Annotated in this window: 9 protein-coding genes and 1 pseudogene; 4 read left to right on the top strand and 6 right to left on the bottom strand. The window is 58.5% G+C overall.

What is annotated here, in order from left to right; all coding sequences use genetic code 11:
• Nucleotides 1–30 precede the first annotated feature (30 nt).
• From ACYQZ5_RS06415 to ACYQZ5_RS06405, 3 genes are all read right to left on the bottom strand, one after another.
• Nucleotides 31–1,086: a phosphotransacetylase family protein gene (locus ACYQZ5_RS06415; protein WP_379730393.1), complete on the bottom strand. Its 1,056-nt coding sequence runs from the start codon at nt 1,084–1,086 to the stop codon at nt 31–33.
• Entirely contained in the window at nt 1,083–3,188 is a 2,106-nt protein-coding gene (locus ACYQZ5_RS06410; protein ID WP_379730392.1) for an acetate--CoA ligase family protein, read from the bottom strand. The genes ACYQZ5_RS06415 and ACYQZ5_RS06410 overlap by 4 nt, the downstream gene beginning before the upstream one ends.
• Nucleotides 3,189–3,345: 157 nt before the next feature.
• Complete coding sequence (locus tag ACYQZ5_RS06405; RefSeq protein ID WP_459845529.1) at nt 3,346–3,588, bottom strand: hypothetical protein; 243 nt, start codon at nt 3,586–3,588, stop codon at nt 3,346–3,348.
• A 503-nt stretch (nt 3,589–4,091) separates the two neighbouring features.
• Between ACYQZ5_RS06405 and ACYQZ5_RS14870 the strand changes: the two genes are divergently transcribed.
• Entirely contained in the window at nt 4,092–4,361 is a 270-nt protein-coding gene (locus ACYQZ5_RS14870; protein ID WP_487247224.1) for a hypothetical protein, read from the top strand.
• 225 nt (nt 4,362–4,586) lie between these two features.
• On the opposite strand, the gene ACYQZ5_RS06395 is transcribed toward ACYQZ5_RS14870, so the two are convergent.
• Genes ACYQZ5_RS06395 through ACYQZ5_RS06385 form a run of 3 tightly spaced genes read right to left on the bottom strand, consistent with a single transcriptional unit; the run spans nt 4,587 to nt 9,700 of the window.
• Nucleotides 4,587–5,282, bottom strand: coding sequence for a hypothetical protein (locus tag ACYQZ5_RS06395; RefSeq protein WP_379730388.1), 696 nt, complete (start codon nt 5,280–5,282; stop codon nt 4,587–4,589).
• Nucleotides 5,272–6,633, bottom strand: coding sequence for a hypothetical protein (locus ACYQZ5_RS06390; protein WP_379730387.1), 1,362 nt, complete (start codon nt 6,631–6,633; stop codon nt 5,272–5,274). Before ACYQZ5_RS06390 ends, ACYQZ5_RS06395 begins: the two co-directional genes overlap by 11 nt.
• A complete protein-coding gene (locus ACYQZ5_RS06385; RefSeq protein WP_379730386.1) occupies nt 6,626–9,700 on the bottom strand; it encodes a hypothetical protein in 3,075 nt (1,024 codons plus the stop codon). Before ACYQZ5_RS06385 ends, ACYQZ5_RS06390 begins: the two co-directional genes overlap by 8 nt.
• 136 nt (nt 9,701–9,836) lie before the next feature.
• On the opposite strand from ACYQZ5_RS06385, the gene ACYQZ5_RS06380 reads away from it, so the two are divergent.
• The 3 genes and pseudogenes from ACYQZ5_RS06380 to ACYQZ5_RS06370 all read left to right on the top strand — a co-directional run.
• Nucleotides 9,837–13,361, top strand: a complete 3,525-nt coding sequence (locus ACYQZ5_RS06380; protein ID WP_379730385.1) for a PD-(D/E)XK nuclease family protein — start codon at nt 9,837–9,839, stop codon at nt 13,359–13,361.
• Nucleotides 13,358–16,978 (top strand): UvrD-helicase domain-containing protein, encoded by a 3,621-nt coding sequence (locus ACYQZ5_RS06375; protein ID WP_379730384.1) that lies wholly within the window; start codon nt 13,358–13,360, stop codon nt 16,976–16,978. Before ACYQZ5_RS06380 ends, ACYQZ5_RS06375 begins: the two co-directional genes overlap by 4 nt.
• 308 nt (nt 16,979–17,286) lie before the next feature.
• Nucleotides 17,287–17,901 (top strand): annotated as a pseudogene (locus tag ACYQZ5_RS06370) (transposase); the annotation flags it as partial.
• Nucleotides 17,902–17,914: the final 13 nt, after the last annotated feature.

The raw sequence follows: 17,914 nt of genomic DNA, 5'->3' as shown, positions 1-17,914 counted from the left end.
GGGTACCGAACCGAGATCGCCGTCCGTTTCTCAGTCGAGGATGGCGTCCACGTCGGCGTGGGCGTGGAGCAGTTCCTGCATCCGCTCGACGGTCGCTTCGTCCCGCACGCGGCCGCCGTGGATCAGGGACTCGATCCGCTCGATCGTCGTGATCGTGTCCGTCTGGACGGTCAACACCGGCATCCCTTGCTCCTCGGCCTCGCCGAGTATCGCGCCCGAGGGGCGGTGCCCGCCGGTGAGCACGAGACAGTTGACGCCGGGGGCGTCCAGCGCCGCGGCTTGGACGTCCGCCCGGTCCCCGCCCGTGATGACGGCGGCGTCCTTCGTGCGCCGGAAGTGCGTGAGCGCGCTCTCCCCGCTCATCGCCCCGACGAGCACGCGCTCGATGAGGGCGCCGGTGTCGGCGTCAGTGAGCGATTCGGCTCCGAGTTCGTTCGTGAGGTCTTCGACCGAGACGCCGGCCATGGAGCGTTCCCACGGGAGGACGCCCAGAACCGGGATGTCGCGTGACTCGAGGAACGGGACCACGTCGGTTTCGACCTCGTCGTACGCGGCGCTGGAGACGGCGTTGAACACGACGCCGAGACAGCGGTCGCCGAACTGCTCGGCGGCCGTGAGGATGCGGTCGACGTCGCCGGGTTCCTCGTACCGGGCGACCACCACCGCGCGGGCCTCCAGTAGCTCCGCGAGGTCGGCGTCAGTGAGGTCGACGGCCGCACCCGTGTCGCGGTCGCCGGCGCCCTCGAGGACCATCAGCTCCTTCCCCTCGGCGAGCCCGTCGAAGGCGTCACGCACGCGGTCACGCAGCGCCGACACGTCCTCCTCGCCGCGGATGGCGCCGGAGATGAACGTCGGGGAGTAGACCACCGGCTCCATCTCGTGCATCTCGGCGTCCAGACCCAGCAGCTCCCGGGCGAGCATCGGGTCGGCGTCGAGCGTCTTCCCGACGTTGCTCTGGAGGCGGGTCCCCTTCGGTTTCATGTAGCCGACCGCCGCGCCGCGGTCGGCGGCGAGTCGCGCGAGCGCGAGCGCGACGGCGGTCTTCCCGGTGCCTTCGTCCGTCGAGGTAACGAGTAGCGAGTTCATAGTTCGTCTGGGTCGATGGTCAGTCGTACGTCGAGCGCCTGCACGCCGTCGGCGGTGGCGAGCAGGGGGTTCACGTCCAGTTCGAGGATGGCGTCGAAGTCGGTCACCAGCTGGCTCAGCCGCTGGATGGCTTCCTCGATCGCCGCCTCGTCCGCCGACGCCCGGCCCCGTGCCCCCCGGAGCAGGGGTGCCGAGTCGAGTTCGTCGATCATCTCGCCCGCCTCGCGCCCGGAGACGGGGGCGATCCGAACGCTCGTGTCTTCGAGCACTTCGACGAAAATCCCGCCGAGCCCGAACAGCACCATCGGGCCGAACTGCGGGTCGCGGTTCATCCCGAGGATCGTCTCCGTCCCCGCGTCGGTGTCCACCATCTCCTGTACTTGGACGCCGAGGATCGTGGCGTCGGGCTGGTAGTTCCGGGCCCGCGTCACGAGCGTCTCGTACGTGTCGGCGACTTCTGACTGGGGGACGCCGACGGCCACGCCGCCGATATCGGACTTGTGGAGGATGTCCGGGCTGACGATCTTCATCACCACGTCACCGTCGATGCTCGCCGCAGCCGACACGGCGGCGGCCTGATCGTCGACCAGCTCCGAGTCGGGGGTCGGGAGACCGTACGCGTCGAGGATATCCATCGCTTCCACGCCGAGCCGTGTCGCACCGCGCTCGGCGCCGTCGACGAGTATCTCCCGGGCTCGCTCCCGGTCCACGTCGAAGGAAGCGGGCGCCTCGTAGCTCCGGGCTTCTACCTCCCGCTGGACGGCGAGTGCGTCCAAGCTGCTGACGGCCCGCGCCGGGTCGAAGTAGTTCGGGATGCCCGCCTCGCTGAGAAGCTCTGCCGCGCGGTCGGTTCGCTCCCCGCCCATCAGACACGCGACGACGGGCGTCTCGTGTTCGGCCTGCCGGTCGGCGATCGCCGCGGCGAGCTCCCCGAAGTCGACGACCGCCGTGGGCGCGGAGATGACGATGGCACAGCCGACGTTGTCGTCGGCGAGGACGGTGTCCAGCGCCGTCTCGAACCGCTCGATGTCGGCGTCGCCGATCACGTCGACGGGGTTGTAGATGTTCGCCTCCTCGGGCATCGTCGCCTCGAGTTCGGAGAGCGTCCCGTCGGTGAACGACGCCATCGAGAGCCGCGAGTCGCCGACGGCGTCGGTCGCCATCACGCCGGGGCCGCCCGCGTTCGTGACGACGCCGACCCGTTCGGAGTCCGGGATCGGCAGCCCGTCGAGCGCACGAGCGTAGTCGAACAGCTCCTGGACGTTCTCGGCGCGCACGACGCCCGCCTGCTCGAACGCCGCCTCGTAGGCCGCTTCGCTGCCGGCGATCGTCCCCGTGTGGGAAGAGGCGGCGTCGGCGCCGGCCTCGGTCCGCCCGGACTTGACGACCACGACGGGCGTCTCCTGTGTCACCTCGCGGGCCGTGTCGATGAACGACCGACCGTCCTCGACGCCCTCGAGGTAGCCGAGGACCACGTTCGTCTCGGGGTCGTCCCGCCAGTGGGCGAGGAAATCCGACTCGTCTAGCACGGCCTTGTTCCCGAGCGAGACGACGTCTTTGAACCCGATACCCTGGTCGTTGGCCCAGTCCAGCACCGCCGTGATGAACGCGCCGGACTGGCTCATGAAGGACAGCGAGCCGGGGAGCGCGTTCGACGGCCCGAACGTGGCATTGAGTCCCGGCGGCGTCGAGAGCACGCCCAGCGAGTTCGGCCCGACGAGGTTGAGGTCGTACTCCGCGGCAACGGTGCGGAGCGCCTGCTCGCGCTGTGCCCCCTCCGTCCCGGTCTCGCTGAACCCGGCCGTGATGACCACGACGTTCTGCACCCCCGCCTCGCCGGCCCCGCGGACGGCGTCGACGGCTACCGGCGGGGGGACGACGACCACCGCCAGATCGACGGGGTCCGGAACGGACCCGACGTCCGGGTAGCACGGCTCCCCGAACACGGTGTCGCGGCTCGGGTTCACCGGGACGACCTCGCCCGCGAAGTCGTCGAGGTTCCGGAGGATGGCGGCCCCGATCGACCCCGTACGCTCCGTCGCACCGACGACGGCGACGCGTTCGGGCGCGAACAGCCCACCGATATCGGCGTCCGAGTTCACGTCGTCTATCTCGCGCGGACGGTGCTTAAAACCGGGGACGGGGACTCACAGTTCGAGAGTCGCAGGGTGCCCTGTGCTCGTCGCAGACTGCGGTGGGGTGGGTCAGTCCTCGTTGGGTGTGGGTCGCTGGTCGAGTCGTCCGGACCCTCACATCGACTCACGATCTACCACCCGAACGTTGTTCCGCCGGCGTCACTTCCTCGGCCGACTCGTGGATCGTCACCGGCTCCACCGCCAGCGTGTGCCGCGTCGACGCCGGCACCATCTCCACGGTCCCGCGGTCGTCGACGGGCTCCCACGTCGTCGGCTCCGCGTTCAGTCCGTGCTCCGCGAACGCCTCGGCGACCGCCTTCGCTTCCGCCATCGTCGAGAACAGCGGGCCGACCGTTCGACCCATCATCGCCGGCGACTTCTGGACGGTTCGGTAGACAACAGTTCCTCCTGTGGTACTCCCTTTCGACGCCATGCTCGGTCCTGCGAACGTCGGAAGCATGAACCTCGTGTGGAGGGTTCCGGACTGTTCCGATCGGTCGAGAATTGGCAGAGTGCGACGGGGTTCTGGTGTTCCGGTCGGAATGGGTATCTCGCGGCGTTTGGGAGGTTCAAGCCCCCGCGTTTGCGAACGGAATCGCAGGACGCGCGGGGGCCGCGCAACGAACCGTGATGGTATCAGAATATGGCCGTCTCTGAGAAAAGCGAATTCCGGCGAAATCACCGCGAAGAAGGACTTTTCTCCCCGAAATCAGTTGTTACTGGTTCGGGTAAGTTTCAAGTGGGCGCTGCAGGACTTGGTCACTCGGCGTGACAGCGCTTCCTTTTGGTTATTTCGGGCGTTCCGTCCGTTGGAACGGAACGGGGAGTAACCGGGACTCGTGGGGTTCGCCTGACCGGAGAAAACTGACCATGAGTCTCGAATCAATCGATGCCGAAACCGCGCTTGAACTGTACCTCGCAGATAAGGAAAACGAACTCTCGGAGGCCTCGCTCACGGGCCACAAGTACCGGCTCGGACACTTCGTCCGCTGGTGCGACGAAGTCGAGGGAACCTCACAACCGGCGCTCTGGTTGACTTTACAGGCTTATCCAGACCTACAGTCACGAAGCGTTTGGATAGGCTCTATGCTGCTGATTGTGTGGAGTATCTGCATGAACCAACCGCTCTTTGGCGACTAGTCGAGGATCCACGATAGCCGGTGTTCAGATAAGGATGAATACAGAACCTCAAACGTATCTTTCGAGAATAAAACGCCGCACCAACCAGTTCTCAAACTGTTTCAGCCACCCGACACAAATACCGTCGAAGATTGGCTTCAAACGTTCGCCTTCACATGGAATCAGCTTATCTGAACACTACCTAGAGCAGGGTAACTAACGATATTTTCTTAGAGCGCCTATTAGCTAGCTTTTGAACCGAATCGGGTGGATCGAGGGGAATTCGACGACGGTGTCGTGATACGCAGTCGTGATATCCCGCTGATCGTGCTTACCGTTCACGACAACAACGGTGGGTATGGTGGGGGTCGAGACATGCCGAAGGACGTCGGAGTCCACCTCTGAGCCGTCCCCGATAAAAAACGGCACCTGAACCTCATACCGATGGCCAAACATCCTGAACGCAATGGACCAGTCTACGATAGGCGGAGAGAGATGATCACGGACCGTTGCACTTGTCTCGAATTTCGGCGCAAATCGGTCGAACCAACTCTTGAACTCCTCGTGCATGACCCCCTCGGATATCGAATGGGAATTAGCGAGTTGATTCGCCCGGATGCCGATGATCTCATATCGCATTGATTCGACAACCCGATCGCGACTTGTCGCTCCAACAACTGGCCATTCGAGGTGGTATTGATACTCAGTATCGTCGTGTCGTGCGGCGAACTTCTCAAAATCGGATGCGGCGCCGGCAAAGGTCCCTTCCAGCTCAATTAGTACGGGTAATGGTTGACAGTTAAGTCGGTCGTCCGCCGGTCGGAGCCAAAACACGGAATCGGGGACACCGCGTTGTTTATCGAATCCGCGACGTTCGCCACGATACTCTACACCAGCCTCGCATGCAGCGACCACGTCGTCTATAGGTGCGTCAGTTGCCACGTAGCACCACGCTAAGTGGAAGCCGGTCAGCCAACGCTAAGATAGCCTCTTTATCTTCCTCCGTCAATTCGACTTCCTCACCTTCACTGAGGTCTACCCAGATGTCGAGTAGCTCATCTCGCTCAACATCCTGGCCAGACGTGTCTAGCTGGTCGGCGATCCATTCGTCGTGAGCCTTACAATCAGTGAGTGCCTGAAAAAGATTCTCCTCAACATGGACAGGGAGGATTGGCCCTCCAGCCCCGATATTGAGCTCTGGGAGGTCATCGTGTTCCTCACTTTCGAGTGTGTTGACCATATTCCGCTGTGCCTTCAGGCGGGTCTGAACCGTCCCGATGAACTGGTTGATATCGGCGTCTAATTCATTAATACTCGTTTCGAGATCGGCAAGGGAGTCGTAGGGGCCGATCCCCAGCTCTCTGTGGTGGGCAAGTAGACTGTCTATTTCTTCTTCGAACAGACCCTCTTCAGTCCCAAATGTATCGAGCGTTTCGATGTGTTGGTCAACGCTCTCGTACCTCTCTGTGAGCGATGTCACCTGGGTTGCGATGTCAGTGATGGCCGAATCGATATCGTCCCCAGATGCATTGCTGAGCGCCTCTTCAAGTTCTGACGTGACGAGGGATTCGACAGGAAGCCCCGCATCACTCAAGGTCTCCCCTTTGGTCTGAATAGTGTCGAGTGATGAGTTGATCCGATCTACAGGGATTGTCTCGTCTAGATCGTTATAGAAACGGTCCGTCGTTGAGAAGGTGATCGACGGTGTCCAATCACTGGTCTCATCGAAAACCGTGTCGAGTCGTTGAAGCTGCTCATACCGCTGTTCGAGCTTCGTAACTTGCGGTTCGATATCCCGGGTTGGCGTCAAGAGGCCTGACGGTGTTTGTTCAACATATGTTGCAAGCGAATCGCGCAGGTGTGGTGGCAGGTCACCGACGCGTGGCGTTAGTGTTTGGTACGTCTCGGCGATGGTTTCGAGATCTTCCGGGATACGATCGGATAGTCCCTCGAAAAGCTCCTCTTTGGTCGAGTCCGTCAGCTCAGGCTCGACTTCATCCAAGAACTGTTCGAGTGATTCGGTTGCGACTCGCTCGAGCGGGGTCCGGATCGCCGCTTCCACTTCCCCTTCAAGCTCCAGGACATCATCGACAGTCGTAGCATCGTCAACTGTCTCCAAAAGGTTCTCAGCACTATCATAGAAAGCCGACTGCTCTGACTCGCTCATATTTTCCACCCGATCCTCGTACTCCGTGATCGTCATCCGGAAGTCCTGGAGCTCGTTTTTCTGCTCTTCGAGTGACGTGGCCACCTCACTCACGTCCGTGACAATAGCGGGAGGATCGTCAGTCATTGATCGTCACCTCCTCTGGCTCTAGGAGGTCAACTAATGCTCGTTTGGTTTGCTCCAATTCTTCGGCGACAACATCGGACTCGTCTTCGATCATTTTGAGGTCGTTATTGAGCTGTGTGAGATACTGTTTGTGGGTCTCAACACTTCCATTGAGCTCTGATAGGTCCTCTCTATCTTCGGGGATACTCAGCGATGTTGCTCCAAGATGCGATTCGAGATCGAACACATCGTTCCCGTAGTCTTCGAGTCGTTTGAGGAGTGATTCACGAGAGGAGAAATGCATTGACACGGTCCCCGAATGTTCTGCCCTCGAATAGACTTGGTCGAACAGCTGTACTGCTTCATCGATATCGCTCACACTTGCACGGCTAATTTCCGACTGAAGGTCTTCGATCTGATCCGAGATATCGTCCAGGTAGATTTGCAAAAGGAACCAGTAGTGATAGCCGATCGGCGCCGCAGTTGAATCCACCTGACACTTGTCTATAAGATCCGTGACTCCATTGATAACCTCCTTGAGGTTCGTCTTGTACTGCTCAAGCCGAGCTGCAGTGATCTCAATCCATGTGCCAACAGATACCGATTCAGGAGGCGTCACCCTCTCGTCAAGCGATTCGACCTGCTCGATGTATCCCTCGACAGTTTCTTTTTGATCTCTGAGATTGTCCGTGATATTCTCGAGCCGCTGCGGGACGTCGATGGCAGGATCGGACCCAGTTGTCAGCCCCCGTATCAGGAGCGCTCGGAAGAGACCGTATGCAAGATCCGAGAGCCCAGCGACACCGACAACAGGGACATTCCCATCGGCGACGTCGACATCAGGGTTGTCTATTTTTGAGACTATGCTCGAGGTGTCATTCAGCTCTGCAAGTGCGGTAAGAGCGGATTGAGTCTGTTGCACGGCCGGCGCAATCTGTCCACCTTCGCGATAGTGTGCTCGTTCCGTCGTGACGTTGCCACTATATCCGCTCTGGGTGAACATATCACTGAAGTATTCCTTGAATTTGAATCCATTCGCGCCCCCACTCACGAGATCATTCGAAATAGCGTTACTCAACTGGTTGTGCAACCGACTGTAATTTCGACCAGATTCGTATTCCGGGCCGAAGACTGGCAGGTACGAAATCGCGATCGTCGATTCGACGAACCGCCCGTTCGACCAGTAAGGAGTGTCGTCTTGAAGCCGCTCTTCCTCCCAGAGGAGCGTCGTCTTCGTTGATAGTGAATACGTGTTCTGATAGTCGCTTGCGAACGAGTCTGCCTCTTCTGTGGCAACTTGTTCGAGCTGATCGTAGAGGGTTTCAATCGTGTTCCTGACTTCACGTTCTGAGATGCGACCGAGGAGGTCCGATTTGATACTGTTGTTGACTGTGTAGGGATCGTCGAATCCTTCGCTTCGGAGCCGGCCAAAGAGATTGAGTACGAAGGACCAGAACCGATTGGACTGATATTCCCTGACTTGGAGCAGAGAGTGTCGCTGATACACCTCTGCGGCTTCGGAAAGGGATGCATCGAATTCCTCGTCAGCTGGAACGACGAGGATTGCTGGGTCAGTGATATCAAATCCGTTTGTGAGCTCGGTCAGTTCCGACCGGAACGTCGTCTCCGTGGGGCAGAACTGGATGCTGACCGTCTTGTTCGTGGTGGGTGCCGTTTGAAGCGTGAGCCCGCGCTCCATCTCTGGGCGTAGGTCGTCACTTGGGGTCGCACTCACCCGCTCCGGATTGACGGCTATCGGTGGGAAGGCGTCCCGGATTTGTACTGGTGCTGCTGTTGCTACGGACGTTTCGACGACATCTGCGTCGGATGCCCGCTGGACCCAGTGAGTATCAAATCGGCCCTTCAGTTCGTCGAGAGCGTCGATAGCCATCCGTCGCTCTTCGCCTGCCGGCTCGAAGGAAACGGTCATGTTACTAATGAGGTCCAAGAACGCGTCCGCTTGGGCATTGTCCTGGAGTCCGAACTGAGGGAACTGTTGGTCCTCACCGACGGCGAGCCCCTGAACAACCCGTTCAACGTTCCGTTCGAGTATTGAAAGCGCGTCCCGACCGGTGTCCGTGTCCTCGAACTCGTATTCGTCTTTGATGATGTTGATCGCTATCGTCAGACAGGTTTCCGAATTTAGGGCCTTTTCCCCCTGAACCCGCCAGCTCTCAAGCCCCTCGGGTTGGAAGAGTAGCGACGTGATCGCATCGTCCCAGCTCTCGTGAGGGAGTTCCGTCCAAAGATTGTTGATCAATCGTGTATCCTTGAAATTGGCATCGGCGAGATCTCGGACCCACTCGCCCGCCTCCTCTTCGGGGTTATCCGGAAGTTCTTCGATTAGCTTGATGATAATGCCGGTACGACCGCGAGAAAGCCACCAAATGATGTTTGCGAGGTCCGTAGCATCGGGCCGGCGTTCCGCAAGGAGAGTTCGGACGTCAGCCACTGACAACGGTGGAATACGAATCTCCTTCATCCGACCCCAGTCTGCCTCGCCAATGAACTCGAACGCCGAGATCATGCCGAAGCTCCAGACCTTGATCGTGTCCTGGAGCCCATCGTTGATTTTCCGGAGTGGGTTGTCGTCGTCCTTGTCGGTTGCCTGGATGAATGCACGGTAGGACTGCTCGACCTCGTCGAAAAACAATGCCGTCCGGGACGTATCTCCCGACGCAACGGTATCGGCATGTGCCTCCACGAAATCGCGTTTGGACGCTGAATCAACGTTCGGGAACCAATCTATCTCGGGGGCAGCCCCGTTCTCGAATGCCTCGAGTTGTGCCTGGATCCGGCTGTCGATCCACTCGTTGAGATCAGATTCGTCGCTCGCTTCGAATTCAGAGAGCATCGCGCCCGGATCGCCGACGTAGAACGCCGGAATCCCTCGGTTCCATGCCTCGTTGAAAAGGTGGTAGATGAGCTGCGTTTTGCCTGAGCGATAGGCTCCAACAAGCGCAAGGGGGTCAACTGTGTGGCCTGACTGGAACTGCTCGAAGCTGTCGATAGCGCGAGCCAGTTCTCGTTCGTGGTTACTCGTTAGTGCCTCCCATTCCCGATCCAGCGACGCCTTACGAGTCTCCATTATCATAGTGTGAACACTTTACGGACTGAATAACCTTGGGGTCCGTAGTGCACGGGGCCGTCGCAATCTTTCAATCTATGATTAGTGAAAAATGTTGGGTGAGAAGAATTATATGATCTGACTATCTCAACCGTTTATGGCGCTTCGCGCACGGACCGATTCATTCATCGAATATCTCCAAGCGCGCTCGGAGGCCACGAACCGTACACCTGCCCGTCACCCGCAAGGGATGTGTATCCTCTCCGGACAGTTACTCAGACAAAATCTGAAGGACCACCTCGACCGGGAAGGGATCCCAACGGCCCCACTCGCTCACTTCACAACGATCGAGGAACTCGCGACCGATCTTTTGGAACCTACGGATGATCCCCACCGCATGCTGGCTGGGGGCGTTCGTGATCGACTCGTCGAGGGGATCCTGGCGGCCGTCGATCCGCAGCCTCCCGACGAGGTCGTCCCGCCCGAGGATGATGACGTCCTTGGCTCAAGAGAGCGCAATGCTCTCGCGGAGCTCGCGTCCCGCCTCCCATATACAGAAGAGGATACGCGAGAAACGCTGCTCACGGAGCTTGATGACTACTTCCGATGGACGGACGCGGCTACAGATGTGTCACCCGCGATGGAAGCGCTTGTAGCCGCTGACAACAGATTTGCCCAGCAGCAAACAAACCGGTCCATGTCTGCGTTTCGGGGTATCGAGCGGTTCATCAAAGCGCGGCTTGAGACCCATTCGATAGACCGACAGCAGTCACGAAGCCATCTCGTTCACGCCGCCCGTGACCATGTCAGTGAGCAATGGACTGCGCAATTTTCCCACGTCGATTGGATCGCTGTCAGTGGCATCAGTGTATTTGACAACCCAACCCTCCGGTTCCTTGCAACGATTGCTTCCGAGCCGTCCGCACCGGACGTTGTCGTTTTTAACGGCTCCGGGAGCAACCAGTACAATGCCGCCCGCTTCGATGCACTTCCGGTAGAGACTTCTCACGAGACGCCTGAGCAGGTTCTTCCTGACTTGGAGTCATCAGCCGCAGCCACACTGTTCCGTGCGACGAGTGCCGCTCCAGAGGATGTTCCGGAGGCCGTCTCCTTTACCGAAGCTCCGACGGACCAACGAGCGGTTGAGCGTGTTGCGACCGAGGTCAGAGAACTCGTTCAGGAGGGGGTACATCCGCGAGATATCCTGATCGTAGCTCCTGATGCCGGCTCGTATCAATCGCTGATCGAACAGGCATTCGAAACGGTCGAAGTCCCAGTCCACGTCGAAACCAGACGCCCATACGTGAACATCCCGGCGTACAGGTGCTTCCAGACGTTTGTTGAGGTCGTCGACGCCGTCGCTAACGATGAACCAATCACATTCGATGAATTGGTCGACCCGCTCCGATTGGGGTACTGTCCTCGAGGCAGCCAGGGCTATCGCTGGCCGATCGATGGCCGGTCATTTACAAAAGTAGAACAGGAGATCCATCGGAAACAGCAGTTCTACAACCGGGATCCCGACAGATACGAGGATCAAGGGATCACTTTTGAGACGTGGCGGGACCTGATAGACGAGATCCCACACTGGACCGGTCCATGGGAGGCCGTCAACGAGTACCTCGAGGATATCGCAGCTCTCGCAGATAGCCCACCCGAGACAGGGGAAGCCCTTACCGACCTATTTGGCCGGTATCTCGGGACGTATGTTTTCCAGACGGTGGACCACGAACGGTCACTCTATACTGGGCCGGCGATCGACACCACTCGAACCACACTCTCCGAGATCCATCCGACGAGTGAGGCTGAACGAGTCCGGAACGCGCTGGACGACGTCGGCGCTCATTACGATCGAGTGCAGACACTGTTCGATGCACCTGCAAGCTGGCAAGAGATTGCCCGTGCGTTTGCCACGACGATCGGTGGGCAGACGTACGGTAAGCGCCACCTGGACCAGTACGCCGTTCCCGTTGTGGATGCTGGGAACGCCTACTTCAGGGAGGCTGACCACCTTTACCTGCTTGGCATGGACGCGGACGTCTTCCCGGGAGAGGCTCCGACTTCGACCTTCCTTCACAATGAGGTCCGACGCACAGTCCATGACCGTGCTGCAGGGGGAGAAACGCCGTATCATCATCTCGATAGCCGGGAGACAGTGTATAGTGAAGCACTGGATTTCTACCAGGCAGCACTCTCGACGGCTTCACCCGAAACTGAAATCACGCTCGTCCATACCTACCATGACGGACGAGGAAATGACATCTCGTGGTCGCCGTTCGTCGATCTCTTCGATGTGGACGAAGAACCAACTGATGAGGGCCCAGTTGACCGGATTTCAGTTGGCGATTGGATCCCCCAACGTGAGTCCGGCGGGGAGAGTTGGCAAGAACTCGCGAACAGGATCGCACCACGTGAACGATTGCGGATGCTGCTGTATCAAGCCCATCGGGACACGCCTGAGGATGATCCGGAGGTGACGGCTGCCCATCTCGACACAATAGTTGATACACTTGCGACACAGCCGCTCTCCGATCTAATCCTGCCTCGGGTCGACCGGTACCATACGCCGCCAACAGCAGTCACCATCGAGCCGGACGAACCTGCCTTTGCCGATACGTCCCTAGAAGCCGTCACTGGCGATCCTTTATTCCCACACGAATTGGACCTGGCCTCACAGTGTGGCTTGAAATACTATTACTACCAGTTCCTCTATAACTACACGGGGGGCGAGCCTGAGCGGGCGAAGATCCCGAAATACTACAGTGGGAATCCCCACTACCGGCTCGGGGAACTCCCCTATATCGTCCGGGAAAACTACGCCGACCCGCGTTACGTCGAGAAGTGGAAACAGATCGTGACGAACCTTCTTCCGGACAGACAGAGTCGCACGGACGGGCTTGCACAGTTCGATTCCGATGAAGAGCTTCGGGAATGGGTCGAACAAGAGCCGACTTTCGACTCGTATGACCTGAACACGATTTATCAGAACCTCCAGGGTGAACGCCAGCTTGTCGAGGCGGAACTATCGGCCGGCATCACCCGTACGTGGGACTGGCGCGATGGCGGCACCGTCACTGTCGATGGACATGTGCTCGGCGTTCCGGCCTATCGAGTGGACACGATCGATGATGGGGAGAGTACCTATGCGATCCCGACGTTCTTCACGAGGTTCTCAAAGCGTGGCATGAGTGCGCTCAAAGCCTGCTTTGATGGAGCGATCTGGGAGGCCGACGAACGGACCGGCGAACTGTGCTTAAACTGCGGGTCAGGGGATAGCTGTCAATACCACTCGAAATACGTCATCGACCATCGCATGCTCGCCGGGCACCGATACGAGACGGATGTTCATGACCAGACGGTTATCGGGATCGCCATGCAGGAGCAGTACGCTGGACCAACCGACGGGGACCGTGTCGTTGCACTTCAGACCAATCACACGGATCGCATCCACGGTGATGACGACACCGAATTCGAACAACTCGTCGCCCGTGGGTACCCCAACGGCTGGACAGACAACGTCAGCGACTGGGAGCAGAATTTCACCACGATGGCCGACACGCTTGAAGCGGATGGGCCGATTACGCTCGAGGCGAATTCAACACTCGTCAACCAGGACGACTGTCTCGATTGTGTGTACCGTGATCTGTGTGCGATTCCAGATTCGGGGGTGAACATCCAATGAATCACGACGAGGTGAGCGACCAGTTGTCGCTCGCGCTGGACCCCGAATTCGAGTTCACATCCGACCAGGCGAACGTCATGCATGCGTTCCATGAAGGATCCGGTCGCGTAGCCGTCGGATCCGGGGCAGGTACGGGCAAGACGACGACGCTAACCCGTGTGGTCGCTGAGACGGTTGTCCGGATGACGAGTCCCAATCCAGGTCAGATCGACACCAACCCGTTCGACGAAATCCTGGTTACGACGTTCACTAGAGACGCCGCCGGCCAGCTCAAAACGAAGATCAAACAGCTGCTTCGAGATCACGAAACGTACGGGGAGGATGAGTTCGATCCGGCACTGTGGCGGTGGATCGAAACCGACAGCAATATTTCTACAATCGACTCCTTCGTCGGCGATCTTCTGCGTGAAATCGCACCCGAGGCGCATGTCGCACCCGATTTCGACGTTCGGGACGAGTTGGAAACGGAAGATCTCCTTCGGGATGTCGTTCGGACACTCCGCGAAGACGACGACTATACCGATGCGCTCGAAACGCTCGAAAACGAGCTCGACGGGACGACCCCGCGGCAGTATCTGTACGACATCCACCAGAAACTCCGAGAGGTTTGCTATCGGTTCCCTGATCCGGATGCTGATGAAGGGACAACTATCTTCCAGGATGGGATCCGCGATGACATATATAACGAACGTGACCCTCCGTTTTCGGAAGCCGATATTCGGAATGTCGTCTCGCACGTCACCGGAGAAGCAGAATCCAGCGTGTCGGTACCAGACGACGACGGGGTACAACGAGGAATCGAAGCGGACTACCGACACAGCATGGGCTTTGCCGCGGCCGTCGACGACCTCATTGACGCTTTCGACGCCGAATACGACGCGATAACCCGAGAAACCGGTCAACTCTCGTATCAGGATATCACCTATATCGTGTGGTTGTACCTCGAGGATGATGCGAGTCCGGCGCTCACTGAGAGTCTCGCCAACCGCTTCTCGAAGATATTCGTCGACGAGTTCCAGGACACGAGCTATGCGCAGTGTCAGATCCTGAACCGACTCGTCGAGCCAAGCGAAACTGGGAGTGATATCCTGGTGATCGGGGACGTGAAGCAATCGATCTACACCTGGCGATCGGCTGATCCAGAAATCTTCGCCCGTATTCTGGCGCATGCAGATACGGAATCGGACGAGCCCGATCCATATCTCGAGGCAGCCGGGTGGACGCGGACGGAGTTGGTGACCAATTTCCGCAGCCACCCGCATCTCGTGTACGCCGGCAATCACCTATTTGACCGCGTGTTCCGGGATCCGGGAATGGGCGCGATCGGGACCTTCCCGATAGAGTACCAACCGCTTCAACCGCATCGTCCGGGGCAAGATGATGAAGCCGCACACCTCCATGTACTGCCGCTCGACCAAGATACTGCGGATGAATGGCGAGATCGGGATCCGGAGGTCACGGCAGCTGCCATCCGTGGCATGGTTGATGGGGACGAGGTTATGGTCGGTGATGGAGAAGACGAACGCCCGGTGCAAGCCGGCGACGTCACGATCCTGTTTCGGCGTGGAACCCACATGCAGTCGTTCCGCGCGGCACTCGACGATCACGGGCTTGACAACGCGATCGTAGCCGAACGAGGGCTCTTCAAGACCGAAGAAATCGGGTTCCTTGTGGACGTTCTCGACTGGTTTGCAAACCCCCACTCCAAGGATTCATTACTCCGGATTCTCCGTTCGCCAGTAACGGCACTGGCAGACTCGACCCTTCGGTTCCTCGCGAGCCACGACTGGAACCTCCCCCGTGCGCTCGAAGAGTGGCCCGATGGATCCCTACCAGCCAGTGACTACGACCGACTCGAGGGATTGGTTGACCTTCGGGGCGATCTCCGCTGGGACCGCGAGGGATCGAAGGCGGAGCTCATTCAGAAGATCATCCAACACACCGGCCTCGAGGCGATCCTGCTAGCCGGTGACGATGCGATGCAACGGTACGGCAACCTCTGGATGTTGGTTGAGCTGGCTCGCGACTGGGAGGACGAAGAGCTACTCGCCTACCGAGAATTTGTCGACCGGCTCAAGCGCTACCGTCGTATGGCCCGGTCGAACGATGAATCGTTCGAAGTCGCGCAGATTGCCGACAGCAGTGCCGAAGACACGGTCAAGCTCCGGACAGTTCATAGCGCCAAAGGCCTCGAGTTCGGTGTGGTCGTGCTTGCAGACCTTCTCGCAGGGCCTGGTGGCCGTGTACAAGCACGCGACACCGTCAGTTTCCGCGATTCGATGACTGGCGAGCGGCGGTTTGCCCTTCGACCGCGGCCAGCCAGTGATCCAGTGCCGTTTGACGATGGGCCAGGATCGGTCTGGGTCCAGGATGACTACCGTTCAACGATCTGGCTGGCACCTGACCGCGACGACCAGGGCCGTTTCCAATATGACCATCCGTACAATCCGGCGATTCAAGACGAGTTCGCGGAGTTCTGGCGACTGCTCTACGTTGCATTCACGCGAGCAGAAGACCACCTCCTATTGCCACTCGGTCACGAGATCACCCATCACCACAAATGGACCTCCTGGGCGCATCCACTGATCGACGTGTTCCAGACTGGCGACGGGTGGACGGAATCAGGTACCGGTGGGACGTCCTTCGACCTCGACGCGAGTGCGATGTACGCCGAGGACGAACCACCTGCAACGATCCCACTCGATATCGGACAGCTCGATCGCCCCGACCCAAAAGAGACAGCTCCGATTGGCCTCCCAGAGATCGAGACGTCAGCAGATGAGCCAGCCACGGACCTCTCGACATGGGAGGGAGTGCCGTTCGCCCCACGCGAACTCAGTCCATCGACGCTTCATGACCTCGTTGCTTGTCCTCGCCGTTATCAGTATCGAGCTCTGCAGGAGGTGAGTGAAGCTCGTGGCGATTCGCCACCCGGAAGTAACGCTCCGGAGGACCACTCCCCGAGCTACTGGGGAACTGTCGTCCACGAAGCTTTCGAGGCTCTTCACAACGACAGCCATTCTGCCGACTCGGACGAAGGGGTGTCATCGAACTTGGATTCGGTCCTGGACCGGCACGATGGTGTTCGCGAGCAGCTCACCGAGCTCATCGGACAGTATCGGGAGTCAGAAGTCTGGAACACGGTCCAAAACGCGACGACGGTTCTTCCCGAGTACGAACTCTCTGCTATCCACCCAACTGAGCCGCAGGTTCACATTTCGGGGCTCGTTGACCTACTCGTACAGACCGAAGATGGCTGGGAAATCATCGATTTCAAAACTGGTGAGCAGCCACGCTCGGGGTCGTATTTGGCGAACCAGTACCGGTGGCAACTCGCTACGTATGCTTGGATGCTCAACGAAGAGTACGATATCGAAGTCACTCGGACACGACTCTTCTACGTCCAAGACGGGTCGGTCCACGACATCACCACCGACTGGAGCGACTTTGAGACGTATCTCCACCAGTTATCCGACGACCTGAAGATCGAACCCGAGGCAGGATTGCCAACCGATCCGGACCCGGCGCCGTCAGAGACGGAAGCTCCCGAGAATCCACATACACGATGCGGAAGCTGTCCATACAAGAGCATTTGTCCAGTGTGGAAGGAGAAGTAATCTGAGTGGACTGGCAAGTTGATCGGGCGGTGACGGTATGAACGCGACCTTGACGCACATGACGCCGACGACATCTTTGAGAGCCGTAGATTTTCCCTGTAGGTAGCTTCCCGACCGGCTCGCCATCGGACCAGCGCACGGTCGTGAACACTCCAATACTGATCGTCTAGCCCTATTCGGTCCTCTCCGAGTCGTATACAGAACGAACAACAGTGCCCGTTACAAGGTTGCCTCGAATGTCTTCGAGAAGCTGCGACCGGTCGTTATATTGGGAGGCCCCGTACACGCTGGCTGCAGCGATTCGTTAGCACGTTGTTCTGCTGTGTCTCAAATTCGGAAGAATACGACCTACCATGGCCTGCTCGACGAACTAATCGAGATGTCACGTATCAGCCAGGATCTTGAATTATCTGAGCTTCCTATCGGATCAACGATCTGAAAGGCGTTCAATCGATTTGAGATGGCTGTTGGTGTATCTTATTCACTCTCTCAGCGGCGCTACTTCTGACAGCAGACGTTGTTGGGATGATGCGTCAGGGTTTGACCGCAGTCACGCCTCGAAAACTGCACAAAACATACTGAACTCACGATTCAACAGTTCAAAGTGAGGCTATTGGTCGATACGAAGGTGAACGCAATTCTCGATCTCCACGTGACTACAACACGATAGTCAGATCGCCCCATCGCTGATCAAGCGCAAACCCGAGAGTATTGACATTCTTCTCGGTGACGACTACGACGATCAGAAAATCAGGCGACTTGCCCGTCAATACGAGGTTCGTTCACTAATCAAGCATCGTGAGTTCACATCACTTCACAAGGGACTTCGATTGAAAATGGACGAACGTCTTTTGAAGATTTACTTTACTAGACAGTACTTTGAAGCCAAACACCTAATTAACCAGCAGCTTACGAGATGTTGAGATAGAACATGAG

This window comes from Halolamina salina (assembly GCF_054653455.1).
Note: the sequence above shows the minus strand (reverse complement) of the source record. Positions and strands in the feature narration are given on the sequence as shown.